The sequence below is a fragment of the Amycolatopsis sp. TRM77291 genome (assembly GCF_054166285.1).
Window position 1 is genome coordinate 982,549 of the sequence record NZ_JBSZHF010000001.1, and the last position, 15,472, is coordinate 998,020.

The window sequence follows — 15,472 nt, forward strand, 5'->3', positions numbered from 1 at the left end:
TCGCGGGTGGCAGGCGACTTCGGGAGGGCTTCGGTGAACGCGGTCGAGACGCTTTGCAGGGCTGAGGTGACTTCGCTGGGGATCACCCAGAACGTGTTGCCGGGTCCTTGGGCGAGCTGGGGCAGCATTTGCAGATACTGATAGGCGAGGAGCTTGGGGTCGGGGTCGTTGCGGTGGACGGCCTGGAAGACCTGGTCGATGGCGCGGGACTGGCCTTCGGCCTTGAGGATTTCGGCGGCGCGATTGCCCTCGGCGCGTAGGACCGACGCCTGCTTGTCGCCTTCGGCGGTGAGGATCTGGGACTGTCGCTGTCCTTCGGCGCTCAGGATGGCGGCGCGCTTGTCACGTTCGGCCCGCATCTGCTTTTCCATGGCTTCTTTGATGGTGCTCGGCGGGTCGATCGCCTTGATTTCGACTCGGTTCACACGAAGCCCCCATTTCCCTGTGGCCTCGTCGAGTACGCCACGCAGCTGGCTGTTGATCGTGTCGCGGGAAGTGAGGGTGCTTTCGAGGTCCATCGATCCGACCACGTTGCGCAGTGTCGTCACGGTGAGCTGTTCGACGGCTTGGAGGAAGCTGGCGATCTCATAGGCCGCGGCGCGCGGATCGGTGACCTGGAAGTAGAGCACGGTGTCGATCTCGACGACCAGGTTGTCTTCGGTGATGACCGGTTGCGGCTGGAACGACACGACTTGCTCGCGCAGATCGATGGCGGGGTAGACCCGGTCGATGTAGGGGATGACGAAACTGAGGCCGGGTTGCAGTGTGCGGTTGTACCGGCCGAGCCGTTCGACGTTGCGAGCGCGTGCCTGCGGCACGATGCGGACGGCCTTCAGCACGGTGATGACGGCGAGCAGGGCGATTATCAGACCGACGATCAGGAGAGCGGATACTTCCATGGGTTACTCCCTGGGGTAGACGAGTGCGGTGCTGCCGCTGATCTCCATGACGTCGACGACCGCGCCTTCCGGGATCACGAGGGTTTCGTCGTAGGCACGGGCGGTCCATTCCTCCCCGCCGATGCGGACGAGCCCGTCCATACCGTTCACCTCGCGGACGACGTGCGCGGATTTGCCGATCAGCGCGTCCACCCCGAAACGTTGCAGCTGCGGCTGGAGCATGTGCCGGTGGACGACGGGTCGTAGGAGGATGAGGCCGAGGGTCGCGGCGATCGCGAAGACCAGAAGCTGGAACGGCGCCGGCAGCCCGACGGTGGCGGATCCGGCGGCGATCAACGCGGCTCCGCCGAGGATCCCGAGCGAGGCCGTCAGTGTGAAGATCTCGGTGACTCCCAGCACCGCGGCGAGAATCAGCCAGATATGCCAATCGAGCATCTGACACCTCGATCCGTCGATGGTCTCCGTGTCCTGTCAATCGTCGCTTCCCAGTCGCTCCTGGCCTAGGTGGCTGCCCGGCGAGGTTCGGCACCCGTTGGTTGCCGGAGCCCGGCAAGACCGTCGCCAGCGGTTCCGGGAAACGGTTACGATTGGGTTTGCCCGATTGCCGGTAGTGGGCAATGCGACTCAGGCAGGATGTGCTGCGATGACCGGACGTGCCCGCCCCAGGCTGGACATCGCCTCCCTCGCGGATCGGGCCGCGCGTGACGCCGGCGGCGTATCCCCGGAATTCCTCGACGGTTACCTCGAGATGCTCGACGGCGTCAGCGGGACGCAACGCCGGTTGTCGCGTGCTGAACTCGATTCCCGCCGTGAGCTCGGTGCCGCCGCGGCCGAGCGGAGTGTTTCCCTGCGGTCGTTGGTCGATCTCTATCTCAGCGTGAACTGGATGTGCTGGCGGAAGCTGCCCGCGGTGGTGGAGGCGAGCGGGAAGGAGGAGGTCTGCGCAATCGCGGAGGCGATCCTGCGTGCCTCGGACGACGCGATCGTGGCGCTGGCCGACGGGTACGACAGCGCTCAGCGCCGGGTGTTGCGGCGGGAGGGGGCGGAGCGACGTGAGTTCCTCGATGATCTGCTCTACGGGCGAAGCGATCTCGGTCGCCTGGCCGAGCGCGCAGACCGGTTCGGCCTTCGTCTGGCCGCGAGCTATGTCGTGACCGTCGCCCGCGCCGACCACGTGTTCGTCGACGGAGACGCCACGGCGCAGCGGATCGAGGCGGCGTTGTCAGGCCGCTTCGATTCCCGCGAAGTCATGACCACCACAAAGGACGGCACGCTCCTCTGCATCGCCCCTGGCGCGCTTCCTGACGTCCCCGCGGAGTTCGCCCGGCAGGTGGAGGCAGGCTTGTCCGCACGCCTGCGGTTCCAGATCGGGGTCGGCCGGACGCATCCTGGGCCCCGAGGCATTCTCCGGTCCTACGAGGAGGCGCGAGGCGCTCTCGACCTCGCCGAGTCCCTGGGGCTCACCGAGTCCGTCCTGAATGCCAGCGACCTGTTGGTGTATCAGGTCTTGTTCCGCGACCGGGCCGCGATCATCGAACTGGTCAACACCGTTTTGGGGCCGTTGAACGACACTCGCGGTGGTGCACGGCCGTTGCTGGACACCCTCGCAGCCTATTTCGCCTCCGGCGGGGTCGCTGCTGAAACGGCGAGGACGTTGTTCTTGAGCGTTCGGGCGGTGACCTACCGGCTCGACCGCGTCAAGCACAGCACGGGCTACGACCCGCGTGACCCCGCCCAGCGATTCACCTTGGAAGCGGCCGTGTTGGGTGCGCGTCTGCTCGACTGGCCCACCCACACGTTGGCGCCCCCTGACTGAGCGCGCGAGGTCAGGCGAAGACGAAGTAGCGCAGCCACAGATAGGGCGCCGCGACGAGAACGGTGATCAGCGTGACGAGAGCGCCCTTCTTGGTGAATTCCCAGAAGGAGATGGGGTTTCCCGCGCGGGCGGCGATGCCGAGAACGACGACGTTGGCACTGGCTCCGATGGCGGTGGCGTTGCCGCCGAAGTCGGCGCCGAGGGCGAGAGACCACCAGAGAGCTTCGGAGTGGGTGGGGTCTGCGATGCTGTTGGTCAGGTCGAGGACCAGCGGGCTCATCGTCGCGACGTAGGGGATGTTGTCGACGACACCGGACAGCAGCGCGGAGACGCCGAGAATCAGCATGACGGCGAGGAGCGCGTTTCCGCCGGTCGCGTCGGCGGCGAGTTTGGCCAGGTCGCCGATGACGCCCGTTTTGACCAGGGCGCCGATCATGATGAAGAGACCGGCGAAGAACAGCAGGGTCTCCCATTCGACGCTCGCGAGATAGTCCTTCGGCTTGGCTTGGGCCAGCAGCACGAGGGCGCCGGCGCCGAGCAGGGCGACGACCGAGGGTTCGATGTGGAAGATCGAGTGGCCGATGAAGGCGGTGAAGACGGCCAGGAGCACGACGCCACACTTGATCAGCAGTCGCTTGTCGTGGATGGCTTCGCGTTCGTTGAGGGCCATGACGTCGGCGACCCGGTCTGGATCGACCGTGAAGGAACCGCGGAAGAGTCTCGGCAGTACAAGACAGAACACGAATAGCTCGATCGCCACGATCGGCGCCATGTTGACGAGGAAGTCGTTGAACGTCAGGCCGGCGCGGCTGCCGATGATGATGTTGGGCGGGTCACCGATCAGGGTCGCGGCGCCACCGATGTTCGAGGCCATGACTTCGGCGATCAGGAAGGGCACCGGCTTGATGTCGAGCCGATCGCAGACCAGCAGGGTCACGGGTGCCATCAGCAGCACCGTGGTGACGTTGTCCAGGAATGCCGAAGCGACCGCGGTGATGAGCACCAGCAGCAGCATGATCCGCAGCGGCGAGCCCTTGGCGCGCTTGGCCGCCCAGATCGCGGTGAACTCGAAGACGCCGGTCTTCCTGAGGACTCCGACGATGATCATCATGCCGAGCAGCAGGAAGATGACGTCCCAGTCGACACCGGTGTCGTGGGAGTAGAACGCGTCCTCGGAGCCGAGCACGCCGAGTCCGAGGACGACGCCCGCACCGGCGAGGGCGGTGACCATCTTCGGGATCTTCTCGGTGGCGATGAACAGGTACGCCACCACGAAAACGACGATCGCGACGACGGCGCTCATGCCACGTCCCCGGGAGCGGAATCAAGGACGAATACCGGCCGAAGACGCTGCCAGATCACTTGTGCTCTCACCGATTCCTGTCCATGCCGACCGCCCCGGCCCGATCAGGGACGGGTATGCCGACCAGACTTCCCGGCGCTCCACGCGTCAAGATGCCGTAAATGAGAAGCAGAGGCAACTCGGACAATTGCGACCCGTCCAGTGGATTCGGTGCTGGGGTCGTCCTGTATCCTGGACTGTGCCGGTGATCACAGTGATGTGAGATGGGGAGCCTATGTCCGGACTGCTCGGTCCTCTCGCATTGATCGCCGTATTCGTCGTCCTGATGGCTGCCCTCCGCGTAATACACCTGCGGCAGGAGCGCGGAGAATCGTCGAAGAGCACAGGAATCACGTCGGGCCGTAAAGAATCGGACAGTAACGACGGCTGACCCGGGCGCACCTGCCCGGACGGCCGTAGTCTTGCGCCATGCAAGCCAGCGAGATGGCCGAGGAATTCCCGGTCGTGGACATGGATTCCGACGCGCTCGACGCGGCGCGGCTTCTCGCGGAGCACCGCCTGCCCGGAATCGTCGTGACCGACCGGAGCGGCTGCCCTCAGTCGGTCCTGCCTGCTTCAGAGGTGGTCCGTTTCCTGGTGCCGACCTATGTGCAGGACGACCCGTCGCTCGCCGGTGTCCTCAACGAGTCGATGGCCGATCGGGTCGCCGACAAACTGGGCGGCCGCAAGGTGCGGTCGTTGCTTCCGGAGGAGCCAGCCGAACTGCCCCGGGTGAACTCCGACGACACGATCATCGAAGTCGCCGCGATCATGGCGAGGCTGCACTGTCCACTGGTCGCGGTGATGCAGGACAAGACGCTGCTCGGCGTGATCTCCGCGTCCCGCCTCCTGGAGCTGGCGCTCGCCCCACGGTGATCAGCTGACCTCGGTCAGCGCTCCGGCCTTCACGTCGTAGACGAAGCCACGGACATTGTCGGTGTGCAGGAGAAAATCCGACCGCTTCACGCGCTGCATCGAACGGCGGACGCTGTCGGAAACATCGCGGAACGCCTCGACCGACCACGTCGGTCGCAGCCCGGTGTCGGCTTCCAGTTCGTCCTTGAAGTCGTCTTCGGTCACCAGCGACAACCCGCAGTCGGTGTGCTGCACGATCAGGACCTCGCGGGTGCCCAGCTTCCGCTGGCTCAACGCGAGCGAGCGGATCATGTCGTCGGTGACCACGCCGCCGGCGTTGCGCAGCACATGCGCTTCGCCCTGGATGAGGCCGAAGATCTCGAACACTCGCACGCGTGCGTCCATGCAGGTCAGGATGGTCACCTGCAGGGAAGGCCGGGGCGAGCGCCGATCGCCTGGCACCGCGTCGCCGAGTTCGTCATTGCGCTTGAGCAGTACGTCGATCGCGGTCATGACTTCCCATCGTTCGGCCGGTTCGCGGCACTGGGCGCGTTCCTGATGACGGTCGTGAGCTTGCCGCGCTGTTCGTCGTTCGCGAGCGCGGTCAATTTGTGCTCGACATGTGGCGGCAGGTCCTTGAAGTCGAGTTCCACGTCGGATTTGTGGGAGTGATCGATGAAGGTCAGCAGTCCCTTGGCCCCGGACATGTCCATGTAGCTCACCTTCCGCAGGCTGAGCGACAGTTTCGGCTCGTCGTCGCGCAGTCTGGTCAAGACGCGGTCGATGGAGAGGAACGACAGCGGTCCCTCGACGTGGTAAGTGCCGGTCTCGTCGTAGATGACCGAAGCCTTGCTGCGCCGCGATTGCACGAAATGCACGACGAGTGCCACGGCCACGCCGACCGCGACCGCCACGGTCAGATCGACGAGGACGGTGATGATCATCGTCGCGAACATCACGACGACGTCGCCCCGCGGAGTGACATGGGTCTTGCGGAGACTTTCCCAGTCGAACATGCCGATCGCGGTCAGGATCAAGATCCCCGACAGCACGGCGAGCGGGATGTACTGGACGACCGCGCCGAGACCCGCCACCAGTGCCAGCAGGATGACGCTGTGGGTCGCGGCGGACAGCGCGGTGCGACCGCCGCTTCTGACGTTGACCACGGACCGGACGGTCGCTCCCGCACTGGCCAAGCCGCCGAACAGCCCGCTGGCCATGTTGCCGAGACCCTGGCCGACCAGTTCACGATTGCTGCGGTGCCGGCGGCCCGTGATGTTGTCCATCACGACCGAGGTCAGAAGTGAATCGATGGAGCCCAGCAGCGCGATGCTCAGTGCGGGCAGCACGAGGGTGAGGATCAGCGAGCCGCTGAACTCCGGGAGGGTGATGGAGGGAATCGATTCGGGGATCTGGCCGATGTAGTCGACCGTGCTGTTGAGCGAAACCGGGCCGATACGGAGGTTCTGCAGGACGGGTTCCGCGAACGACAGGATGCCGGTGATGATCACGAGCGCGATCAGGCTCGCCGGGATGGATTTGACCAAGCGTGCGGCCACGAGCATGAGCACGATCGTGGCCGCCACCACCAGAAAGCTCTTCTGCAGCTGGTCGAGCTCGCCCAGGATGATGATCAGCGCGATCCCGCCCATGAACCCCGACACCACCGGGTGCGGGATGTAGCGGATGAGAGAACCGAGCCGGCACACGCCGAACAGGATCTGAAGCGCACCCGCCATGATGAACGCGAGGAACGCGCCCTCGAGTCCGTGCGCCGCGATGACACCGGTGGCGACCACGGTGATCGGACCGGTCGGACCGGTCACCTGCGCGGGTGTTCCTCCGAAGACCGCGGCGAAGAATCCGGCGAAGATCGCGCCGTACAGGCCGACGAGCGCGCCCTCGGAGGTGCCGGTCGCGGTGATGCCGAAGGCGATGGCCAGTGGCAGCGCCACGATGGCCACGGTCAGTCCGGCAAGAAGTTCTCTGGCGAAACGCTGGAGCATCGGTCCCCGCTCGTCGGCATGCGTTGAACTCGGCCCTCGGTGGGCCAAGCCGCCGACCAGACTTCCCGGCACTCCTGGGCGTAAAGATGCCCTAAAAGAGTGTAAAGGTCCAGTAAAGGAGGCTTGACGGTCGAGATCATCACGCCGACGGCCTAACCGACGCTCGGTGGTCCGCGACATGGTTGAAATGACCGATTTGCCATATTCTGTGGAGATGCGCGCCGACGTCATGGCCGAGGAGTTCCCGATGGTGGGTCTCGATTCGCTCGCGCTGCAGGCGGCTCGTCTTCTGGCCGAGAATCGGTTGCCCGGACTTGTTGTCACCGCGGCCGACGGCATGCCCTATACGGTCTTGCCCGCCTCGGACGTGGTGAAGTTCCTGGTGCCCGCCTATGTCCAGGAGGCTCCCGCGCTGGCCGCGGTGCTCTCGGAATCGATGGCCGACCGGGCCGCGGGCAAGCTGGGCGGCAAGACGGTCCGTGACCTCCTTCCCGCTCGGCCTCCTGAGCTGGCTGTTGTCGATCATGACGACAACATCGTGGAAGTCGCCGCGATGATGGCCCGGCTGCGCTGTCCGCTGGCCGCGGTACTGCGTGACGGCACGATGATCGGTGTAATCACGGCGTCCCGGCTGCTGGAACTCGTCCTCTCGTCGAACTGACTGCTCGTCAAGCGGCCTTGCCTTGACGTGGCTGAACAAGTGTTCAATACTCTGAACATGAGTTCAGTCTCTGATCTGACGGCACGGGCCCGTATCCGTGATGCGGCGCTGGCCAGGTTCGGTGCCGACGGCATTGCCGGGACCTCGGTGCGTGCGGTTGCCACCGATGCCGGGGTGTCGCCGGGTTTGGTGCTGCACCATTTCGGCTCGAAGGACGGGCTGCGGCAGGCCTGTGACGAGCATGTGCTCGACTCGATCCGGGGCGGAGGTGAGGCCGGCGACGATGCGCTGGCGGAGGTGCTGCAGGCGGCCACGCCGGTGCGGCGTTATCTGGCCCGGGCGTTCCTGGACGGGTCGAGTGGGGCGTCGGCGCTGTTCACCGAGATCGTGGAGCGCACCGAAGCGTGGCTCGCCGACGGCGAGCGGGAGGGCTGGGTGCACCCGTCGGACGACTCGCGTGCGCGCGCGGTCGTCTATGTGTCGTGGCTGCTGGCGCCACTCGTGCTCGGTGACCACGTGGGCCGGTTGCTCGGCGGGGAGGCCGCGGAGACCGCGACCGCGGTCCGCGGTGCCAGGGCGGGGCTGGAGATCCTGACCAACGGCCTGTTCACGGATGACCGCTGGCTGACCGCGTTCACCGCCATCAACGACCAGGAGCGGTCGAAATGAGGGCGCTGCTGGTCACCCACGGCACCCGCGGTGACGTTCAGCCGATGCTGGCTCTCGCGGTCGCCCTGGTCGCTCGCGGGCATGAGGCGGTGCTGGCCGCGCCGGACTCGTTCGCCGATGCCGCGGGGGAGTACGACATCGAGTTCGCCCCGCTGGGTGAGGGCGCGAACCGGCTGATGGACGACCCGGTGGTGAAGGAGGCCATCGAGGGCGGTTACCGGGGCATCCGGGGCAAGATCACCGCCCTGCGGACGGCGCAGCGGGTCAAACCGATGATGGCGGAGGTCCTGCACCACGTCGGTGTGGCCGCGAAGGCCTCTCACGCGGATGTCGTCGTGCACACGACGGGGGTGCCCGCCCACCACGCGGCCGAGATGCTCGGCGTGCCCGCGGTGGTCGTCGCGCTGCAACCCGGCTGGATCCCCACCGGCGAGTTCCCGTGCCCGATGATTCCCTTGCCCCGCCTGCCGAAGATTCTGAACCGCGCCACGTATCTCGCGGTGGCCGCGATCTTGCGCACCTTCGCCGGGATCACCTCCACCTGGCGCACGACCGAACTCGGGCTGCCGCGCCGCCGGGGGAGCCACGACATCCTGCACGACGCGGAGGGCCGCGACCGGCCGGTCATGCAGGCATTCAGCAGTGAGGTCGCCCTCTCGGCCACGGATTGGCCAGATTCCGTGCACACCACCGGTTTCTGGTACCTCCCCGCCGCGTCAGGGTGGGAACCACCCGCGGCGTTGCAGGACTTCCTCGACGCGGGCACCGCTCCGGTCTACATCGGATTCGGCAGCATGGCGGGCAGGAACTCACGCCGTACCCGTGCGGTGGTCGAGGAGGCCGTCCGCCGGACCGGGGTGCGCGCGGTGCTCGCCACGGGCTGGGGCGGTATCGCCGCGGACGCCGGGACCGGCGATCTGTTCGTGCTCGACCACGCGCCGCACGACTGGCTGTTCCCGCGGATGAGCGCGGTCGTGCATCACGGGGGCGGCGGTACGACCGGTGCCGCGCTGGCCGCGGGCAGACCGCAAGTGGTGTGCCCGTTCGTCGCCGACCAGCCGTACTGGGCGAACCGCATGCACGCCGTCGGCGTCGCGCCGCCCCCGATACGCCAGCAGCAACTCACGGCCGACCGGCTCACCGCGGCGCTGCGGCAAGCCACCGGCGACGCCGGGCTGCGCGAACGGGCCGAACGGCTCGGCCGGGAAAACAGCGCGGAGAACGGCGTATCCGCCGCGGTCGACCTCCTCGAAAACCTGACCTGACAAGGAGACCATGATGGAACTCACCGACGCGGTGACGAAGACCTTCCGCATGGACGACGAAGCCTGGCGCCGCCACGCGAACCCTTGGAGCGTATGGACCCGCTTCGCCGCGATCCCGCTGATGCTGCTCGCGATCTGGAGCCGGACCTGGATCGGCTGGTGGTGCCTCGTGCCGATCGCGGCCGTCGTCGTGTGGCTGTTCCTCAACCCCTCGGCGTTCCCGCCGGTCGAACCACGCAGCTGGGCGGCACGCGGAATCTACGGCGAACGCGTCTGGGCACACGACAAATCCATGGTCCCGCCGGACCACCGTCAGGTGTTGCGTGTCCTGGTCGCGCTCGGCCTCGCCGGTTTCGGGCTCATCACGTGGGGTCTGATCGCGCTCGACTTCTGGCCGACACTGTACGGCGCGACGGTGGTCGTCATGGCTCAGCTGTGGCGGATCGACCGGTTCGGCCGGCTCTGGGAACGGGCCGAGGAGCAGGCGGCCGCGTGAAAGGCGTCAGTCCTCGTCGACTATCCGTACCGTGCCCGCGGTTCCGTCGATGGCGATCAGCTGACCGGTAGTGATCACGCGGGTGGCATCGCGGACGCAGATGACGGCGGGGATGCCGTATTCCCGGGCGACCGTGGGGCCGTGCGCGACCGGTGAGCCGGTTTCCGTGACCAGGCCGGCCGTGGTCAGGAACAGCGGGGTCCATCCGGGGTCGGTGGTCGGCGCCACGAGGATCTCGCCGGGCTCGATGTACGCGCCGACCGGATCGCNGCGGACGCAGATGACGGCGGGGATGCCGTATTCCCGGGCGACCGTGGGGCCGTGCGCGACCGGTGAGCCGGTTTCCGTGACCAGGCCGGCCGTGGTCAGGAACAGCGGGGTCCATCCGGGGTCGGTGGTCGGCGCCACGAGGATCTCGCCGGGCTCGATGTACGCGCCGACCGGATCGCGGATCACGCGCGCTCTCCCGGTCGCCTGGCCCGCCGCGCCGGCCATCCCGACCAGTACGCCGTCTTCGGCGGGCCCGGGTGGGGCAAGGGCTTCCACGTCGGTCCCGTCGGAGAGCAAGGCGCCGGGAACAGTGTGCCGTCGTAACTCTCGCCGGTGGTCCGCGCTCCGCGCGGCGATCAGCTGGCGGTGGTCGGTCGCGTCGTGGACGGCCGCGCGTGCTTCGTCGAGGGAGAGGAACATGATGTCGTCGCCGCGTTCCAGCAGGCCACGCGACACCAGGTCGTCGCCGACGAGGAGGAGTTGCCGGCGAGCCGCTTGAATCGCGGGCAGCCACGCGAACTTCCCGATCTCCCGCAGGCCGGTGAGCTTGCGCGAGCGGCGCATGAGGAACGTCGCGACCCGGCCGCGGACCGGACGCAGTCGTCGCGCTCGTTGGGACAGGGTCTCGATCATCGCCTCGGCCTTCTCCGCGGCTCTGTGGAATCGCCGATCGGGTGCCTGTTCGGGGTCGTCGACTCGGAGGTAGTTGGCGATCGTGGCGAACAGCGGTGCCGGGTCCTCGCTCCAGCGGGGCATGCCGACGTCGATCTCGGCCGCGGCGCGCATGCCGTACTTGTCCAGGAATCCGGCCATCCCGATGTCGGGCAGCCGCCCGGCGCGATATAGCGCGGCCAGTTCGCCGGGTGGGGTGGAGAGGAACAGCTCCCGGTGCTCGCGCGCGTTCACCGCGAGGCCCCACAGGGCAAGATCCATCTCGGTGGTCACGTTGTGGGGCATGCCGCCCAGGACGATGTCCAGTTCCTCGTCCGTGGCGATGCCCTTGAGCAGGCCGGAGGGCGCCATCCCGAGGATGATCCCGGCCATCAACGGCCCGGTGAGCCCCAGCATGCCGTGGCTCATGATCGCTCGATGCGAGTCCTCGATGACCCATCTCAGCCGTTCAGCCGTGGTCGCCGAGTCCAGGGGCGGGACGGTCAGGCGCCGGATCTCCTCGACCGCCCGGTAGGCGCGGGCGCGCGCCGCGTCCGGGCGCGCCAGGCTCGACACGAATCCCGAGACCACGCTCGGCAGCACTTTCGCCGTGGCCCTGAGTATGTTGCTTGTCCGGAACGGAAAGCCGCGCCGCGGGGCGAAGCGGGGATCGGTCATCATGCGCTCGACGGCGCCCTGGACCCGCGGCCCGTACACCTGCAGGGACGTCGGCAGCCGCTTGCGCATGGCCTTGCTGCGGACGAAGTCGGTCAGGTCGAAGTAGAGCCGCCCGCCGATCGGCACCAGCCGGGGCAGTGGATCCCACGGGTCGCTTCGGACGCCGTTCGCTTGGAACCACATCGCCGATCCGGTCTTGAGCAAGGAGATCCCCATCGGTGTGCACGGGCGGAGCATCCCCTGGATGTGGCCGAACTCGAGGTACAGCCGGGTCTCGCCGGTGTCCGGTAGCAGCGGGAACAGGGTGGTGATCGGCCGGGACTGCACCAGCCACAGCACGCCGTCGGAATCGATCGCCCATTCGATGTCCTGCGGCGAGCCGAAATGCCGTTGCAGCCGCAGTCCGGCGCCCCGGAGCTGCTCGAGCTGCCGGGTATCGAGGCATCCCTCGTCCTGGTGCGGCATGGTCCGCGCACGGTGGTCGAAGACGTAGTGATCGGGAACGACGGTGCCGTCGACGATCGCGGTCCCCAGCCCGGGGGCGGCGTCGACGACCATCTCGGTGCGGCAACCGGTGATCGGGTTGGCGGTGAACAGGACACCGGCCGCCACGGGGTCGATCATCCGCTGGATCACCACCGCCATCGCGGCATTGTCGATACCGACGGTGGCCCGATAGGCCACCGCCCGATCGGAATGCAGGGAGTCCCAGCACTCGCGAACGGCGCCGGCGAGTGCGTCGGCCCCGGCGATGTCGAGGAAGGTGTCCTGCTGTCCTGCGAAGCTGGCGTCCGGCAAGTCCTCGGCGGTGGCGCTGGACCGCACCGCGACCCGGCCGCCGCCGAGCCGCTCGTAGGCGCCGAGCAACTCTTTCTCCGGGAGATCTCGCGACGTATAGGCCTCGACGGTCAAGCAGAAGCCATCCGGCACACGCTCGCCCGCCTTGATCATCTCACCGAGCCCGGCGGCCTTCCCTCCCACCAGATCGATCATCGAAGCATCGATCTCGGACAGCTGAAGGAGTTTCATCCCTCGTCCTCTTCGCTCAGGTGGTCCGGTGCCGTACCTGATACGTCACCGCGGCGATGAGCACCAGCCACGCGATGCCGAACGGGATCGCGCGTCCGGCATGGTCGAGCATCATGTTTCCGAGGCAGGCGAGGAGAAGCGCGATGGAGATCGGCGCCCACATGGCCTTCGTCCTTTTCTTGGTGGTCGCAGTATCGAGATAGTGCTCGTAGAGCGTGGTCCAGACCTCCAGCCGATTCAGCTGCCGAGTGAACTCGCGACCGGTAGCGGTGAGCTCATAACGGGTCGACGGAGGAGGCAGGCTGTCCCAGCTGCCACAGTGCCCGCGACGGCGGACAACCCCGGCCGCGGCGAGGACGCGCAGCGCCGAGGAGATCGTGCGCCGACTCGCTCTCAGCCGCCCGCGCAAGTCCGCGAACGGGCGAGGCACGTCGGTGAGGGCGTCCAGGATCTCGACCGCGCAGGGTTGGCTGACCAGCCAGGCCAGCTCTGCTGTGGGGTGGTCGGGCACCGGCCGTGGTCCCCCTTTCCCGCCGTCGGGATGTTCGGCATCACACGATAGGCGTGAAGGCGCGACGCGCACGGCCGATGTGCTGCCGCACCGCCGTATTTTGATGCTTTCTCTACGGCGTTGGACCGGTCAGGCGATCCCGGTGTGCCAATAGGCTTACGGGTTGTGCCGGTCTTCGCCGTTGGTGTCCTTCGTGTAGAGGCCACGACGGATCGAACCGGGAGCCAGTTCGGACCGGTGCCGGACCTTCGTGGAGGAGTCGAGTTGCCAAGGCACGCTGGTGACCATGACGCCGGGCTGGAACAGGAGGCGTCCTTTGAGCCGTAGTGCGCTCTGGTTGTGCAGGAGGTTTTCCCACCAATGGCCGACGACGTATTCGGGGATGAACACGGTGACCACGTCGCGCGGATTGGTGGTGCGGATGCGTTTGACGTAGTCGAGGATCGGTTTGGTGATTTCCCGGTAGGGGGATTCGATGACCTTGAGCGGGATGGAGAAGGGCTGCTTGGCCCATCGGTCGAGGAGTTCGCGGGTTTCCTGGTTGTCGACGTTGACGGTGATCGCCTCGAGCACGTCGGGCCGTACCGCTTTGGCGTAGGCCAGAGCGCGCCGGGTGGGGCGGTGCAGTTTCGAGACCAGGACGATCGCGTGGTTGCGTGAGGGCAGGACGATGGGCTCGTCCTCGTCGCTGTCGTGGAGTTCGTCGCCGACGCGCTGGTAGTGGCGGCGGATCGCGGTCATCAGCAGGTAGATGGCGGCCATGGCGGCCAGGGAGATCCACGCGCCCTGGGTGAACTTGGTGACGAGGATGACGATGAGGACCAGTGCGGTCATGGAGAAGCCGAAGGCGTTGATCGACTGGGAGCGGCGCATCCGGCGGCGCGCGGCCGGGTCGGTTTCGGTGCGCAGCCGCCGGTTCCAGTGCCGGATCATTCCGCTCTGGCTGATCACGAAGGACATGAACACGCCGACGATGTAGAGCTGGATGAGCCGGGTGACCTCGGCGTCGAAGGCGACGACGAGCAGGATCGCGGCCGCGGCGAGGAAGACGATGCCGTTGGAGAACACTAGCCGGTCGCCGCGGGTGTAGAGCTGCCGGGGCAGGTAGCGGTCTTGGGCGAGGATCGAGCCGAGCACCGGGAAACCGTTGAAAGCGGTGTTGGCCGCCAGCACCAGGATCAGGCCGGTGAAGAAGATGACGTACCAGCTCGCCGGCGGGAAACCGGCGAACACCGCGTTGCCGAGCTGGGCGATGAGGGTCTTCTGCTCGTAGCCCTCCGGGGCGCCGATCAGCTGGTGTGCGGGATCTTCGGCGACCTGGGCGCCGGTGAGCCGGGCGAGCATGATCAGGCCGAGGAACATCGTGATCGCGAGCACGCCCATCATCAGCAGCGTGGTTGCGGCGTTGCGGCCCTTGGGTTTGCGGAAGGCGGGGACGCCGTTGCTGATCGCCTCGACCCCAGTCAACGCCGCGCTTCCGGAGGAGAACGCGCGCAGGATCAGGAACGCGAAGCCGAGACCGGCGAGATGCCCGCCTTCTTCGACCAGCGTGAAGTCCGCGCTCTCCGCCCGGATCTCGTCGCCTGCCACGAAAACCCGCACCAGCGCCCAGACGATCATGGCGAGGACACCGAACACGAAGGCGTAGGTGGGAATGGCGAACGCGGTACCCGATTCCCTGACACCGCGCAGGTTCATGGCCGTCAGCACCAGGATCGCTCCGACGGCGAACTCGACCTTGTGTTCCCCGACGAAGGGCACGGCCGATCCGATGTTGGCCGCGGCGGAGGCGATCGACACCGCCACGGTCAGCACGTAGTCCACGAGCAGGGCGCTGCCGACCACGAGACCCCAGCGGGGGCCGTGGTTGACGGTCGCGACTTCGTAGTCGCCGCCGCCGGAGGTGTAGACGCGCACGTTCTGCCGGTAGGAGGCGACGACCGAGATCATCACCACGGCGACCAGAAGAGCGATCCAGGGACTGAACACGAACGCCGACGCCCCCGCGACCGAGAGCACCAGCAGGATCTCTTCGGGCGCGTAAGCCACGCTCGACATCGGGTCGGACGCGAACACCGGCAACGCGATCCGCTTGGGCAACAGCGTGTGGGACAGGCGATCGCTACGGAATGGCCTGCCGACCAGGAGACGCTTGGCGATAGAGGCGAATGTGGGCATGGAGGGCGCGGCCTAGCTTTCTGTGAGGGTGTGTGTCCGGAGGAGCACGATCTGATCCCCGGGCGCCACACGCATTCCGGCCGTGCGGGCACCCCAGTGACGTCGACCGTCGCGGATCAGTCCGACGGCGGTCGGGTCGATGGTCC

13 protein-coding genes and 1 pseudogene are annotated in these 15,472 nt (G+C 67.1%); 6 read left to right on the plus strand and 8 right to left on the minus strand.

Features of this window, described 5'->3' with window-relative positions:
• Nucleotides 1–38 precede the first annotated feature (38 nt).
• Together ACXIZN_RS04715 and ACXIZN_RS04720 are read right to left on the minus strand one after the other, a co-directional pair.
• Nucleotides 39–899: pseudogene (locus ACXIZN_RS04715) on the minus strand (SPFH domain-containing protein); the annotation flags it as partial.
• A gap of 3 nt (nucleotides 900–902) precedes the next feature.
• On the minus strand, nucleotides 903–1,334 hold the full coding sequence (locus ACXIZN_RS04720; RefSeq protein WP_410585714.1) for an NfeD family protein: 432 nt from the start codon (nucleotides 1,332–1,334) through the stop codon (nucleotides 903–905).
• A gap of 208 nt (nucleotides 1,335–1,542) precedes the next feature.
• Here ACXIZN_RS04720 and ACXIZN_RS04725 point away from each other — a divergent pair, with 208 nt between their 5' ends.
• Nucleotides 1,543–2,715: a PucR family transcriptional regulator gene (locus ACXIZN_RS04725; RefSeq protein WP_457952726.1), complete on the plus strand. Its 1,173-nt coding sequence runs from the start codon at nucleotides 1,543–1,545 to the stop codon at nucleotides 2,713–2,715.
• A 10-nt stretch (nucleotides 2,716–2,725) separates the two neighbouring features.
• Here ACXIZN_RS04725 and ACXIZN_RS04730 read toward each other — a convergent pair whose 3' ends face one another.
• Nucleotides 2,726–4,018: an ArsB/NhaD family transporter gene (locus ACXIZN_RS04730; RefSeq protein ID WP_457952728.1), complete on the minus strand. Its 1,293-nt coding sequence runs from the start codon at nucleotides 4,016–4,018 to the stop codon at nucleotides 2,726–2,728.
• A gap of 468 nt (nucleotides 4,019–4,486) precedes the next feature.
• Between ACXIZN_RS04730 and ACXIZN_RS04735 the strand changes: the two genes are divergently transcribed.
• On the plus strand, nucleotides 4,487–4,933 hold the full coding sequence (locus ACXIZN_RS04735) for a CBS domain-containing protein (protein ID WP_457952729.1): 447 nt from the start codon (nucleotides 4,487–4,489) through the stop codon (nucleotides 4,931–4,933).
• Here the strand turns inward: ACXIZN_RS04735 and ACXIZN_RS04740 are convergent, their stop codons facing one another.
• Both ACXIZN_RS04740 and ACXIZN_RS04745 read right to left on the minus strand, forming a co-directional pair.
• Entirely contained in the window at nucleotides 4,934–5,425 is a 492-nt protein-coding gene (locus ACXIZN_RS04740; RefSeq protein ID WP_457952730.1) for a beta-class carbonic anhydrase, read from the minus strand. It lies immediately after the preceding gene.
• Nucleotides 5,422–7,149 (minus strand): SulP family inorganic anion transporter, encoded by a 1,728-nt coding sequence (locus ACXIZN_RS04745; RefSeq protein WP_457952731.1) that lies wholly within the window; start codon nucleotides 7,147–7,149, stop codon nucleotides 5,422–5,424. The genes ACXIZN_RS04740 and ACXIZN_RS04745 overlap by 4 nt, the downstream gene beginning before the upstream one ends.
• On the opposite strand from ACXIZN_RS04745, the gene ACXIZN_RS04750 reads away from it, so the two are divergent.
• Genes ACXIZN_RS04750 through ACXIZN_RS04765 form a run of 4 tightly spaced genes read left to right on the plus strand, consistent with a single transcriptional unit; the run spans nucleotide 7,133 to nucleotide 10,009 of the window.
• On the plus strand, nucleotides 7,133–7,579 hold the full coding sequence (locus ACXIZN_RS04750; protein ID WP_457952732.1) for a CBS domain-containing protein: 447 nt from the start codon (nucleotides 7,133–7,135) through the stop codon (nucleotides 7,577–7,579). The two genes, ACXIZN_RS04745 and ACXIZN_RS04750, sit on opposite strands and share 17 nt — an antisense overlap.
• Nucleotides 7,580–7,636: 57 nt before the next feature.
• Nucleotides 7,637–8,248, plus strand: coding sequence for a TetR/AcrR family transcriptional regulator (locus tag ACXIZN_RS04755; protein WP_457952733.1), 612 nt, complete (start codon nucleotides 7,637–7,639; stop codon nucleotides 8,246–8,248).
• Nucleotides 8,245–9,513 carry a glycosyltransferase gene (locus tag ACXIZN_RS04760; RefSeq protein WP_457952734.1) on the plus strand — a complete coding sequence of 423 codons (1,269 nt, stop codon included), beginning with the start codon at nucleotides 8,245–8,247 and terminating at the stop codon, nucleotides 9,511–9,513. The genes ACXIZN_RS04755 and ACXIZN_RS04760 overlap by 4 nt, the downstream gene beginning before the upstream one ends.
• A 13-nt stretch (nucleotides 9,514–9,526) precedes the next feature.
• Complete coding sequence (locus ACXIZN_RS04765) at nucleotides 9,527–10,009, plus strand: DUF6653 family protein (protein WP_457952736.1); 483 nt, start codon at nucleotides 9,527–9,529, stop codon at nucleotides 10,007–10,009.
• Nucleotides 10,010–10,015: 6 nt separating this feature from the next.
• Here the strand turns inward: ACXIZN_RS04765 and ACXIZN_RS04770 are convergent, their stop codons facing one another.
• From ACXIZN_RS04770 to ACXIZN_RS04780, 3 genes are all read right to left on the minus strand, one after another.
• Complete coding sequence (locus ACXIZN_RS04770; RefSeq protein ID WP_457952737.1) at nucleotides 10,016–12,637, minus strand: PEP/pyruvate-binding domain-containing protein; 2,622 nt, start codon at nucleotides 12,635–12,637, stop codon at nucleotides 10,016–10,018.
• A 16-nt stretch (nucleotides 12,638–12,653) separates the two neighbouring features.
• Nucleotides 12,654–13,148: a winged helix-turn-helix transcriptional regulator gene (locus tag ACXIZN_RS04775; protein WP_457952738.1), complete on the minus strand. Its 495-nt coding sequence runs from the start codon at nucleotides 13,146–13,148 to the stop codon at nucleotides 12,654–12,656.
• Between the two features lie 156 nt (nucleotides 13,149–13,304).
• Nucleotides 13,305–15,326, minus strand: coding sequence for an APC family permease (locus tag ACXIZN_RS04780; protein ID WP_457952739.1), 2,022 nt, complete (start codon nucleotides 15,324–15,326; stop codon nucleotides 13,305–13,307).
• Between the last annotated feature and the right edge of the window lie 146 nt (nucleotides 15,327–15,472).

Coding starts and splice junctions, on each gene's coding strand:
- ACXIZN_RS04780 (WP_457952739.1), bottom strand. CDS start 15,326: ATGCCCACATTCGCCTCTATCGCCAAGCGTCTCCTGGTCGGCAGGCCA.
- ACXIZN_RS04735 (WP_457952729.1), top strand. CDS start 4,487: ATGCAAGCCAGCGAGATGGCCGAGGAATTCCCGGTCGTGGACATGGAT.
- ACXIZN_RS04765 (WP_457952736.1), top strand. CDS start 9,527: ATGGAACTCACCGACGCGGTGACGAAGACCTTCCGCATGGACGACGAA.
- ACXIZN_RS04720 (WP_410585714.1), bottom strand. CDS start 1,334: ATGCTCGATTGGCATATCTGGCTGATTCTCGCCGCGGTGCTGGGAGTC.
- ACXIZN_RS04730 (WP_457952728.1), bottom strand. CDS start 4,018: ATGAGCGCCGTCGTCGCGATCGTCGTTTTCGTGGTGGCGTACCTGTTC.
- ACXIZN_RS04745 (WP_457952731.1), bottom strand. CDS start 7,149: ATGACGTCGGCGCGCATCTCCACAGAATATGGCAAATCGGTCATTTCA.
- ACXIZN_RS04740 (WP_457952730.1), bottom strand. CDS start 5,425: ATGACCGCGATCGACGTACTGCTCAAGCGCAATGACGAACTCGGCGAC.
- ACXIZN_RS04725 (WP_457952726.1), top strand. CDS start 1,543: ATGACCGGACGTGCCCGCCCCAGGCTGGACATCGCCTCCCTCGCGGAT.
- ACXIZN_RS04755 (WP_457952733.1), top strand. CDS start 7,637: ATGAGTTCAGTCTCTGATCTGACGGCACGGGCCCGTATCCGTGATGCG.
- ACXIZN_RS04760 (WP_457952734.1), top strand. CDS start 8,245: ATGAGGGCGCTGCTGGTCACCCACGGCACCCGCGGTGACGTTCAGCCG.
- ACXIZN_RS04750 (WP_457952732.1), top strand. CDS start 7,133: ATGCGCGCCGACGTCATGGCCGAGGAGTTCCCGATGGTGGGTCTCGAT.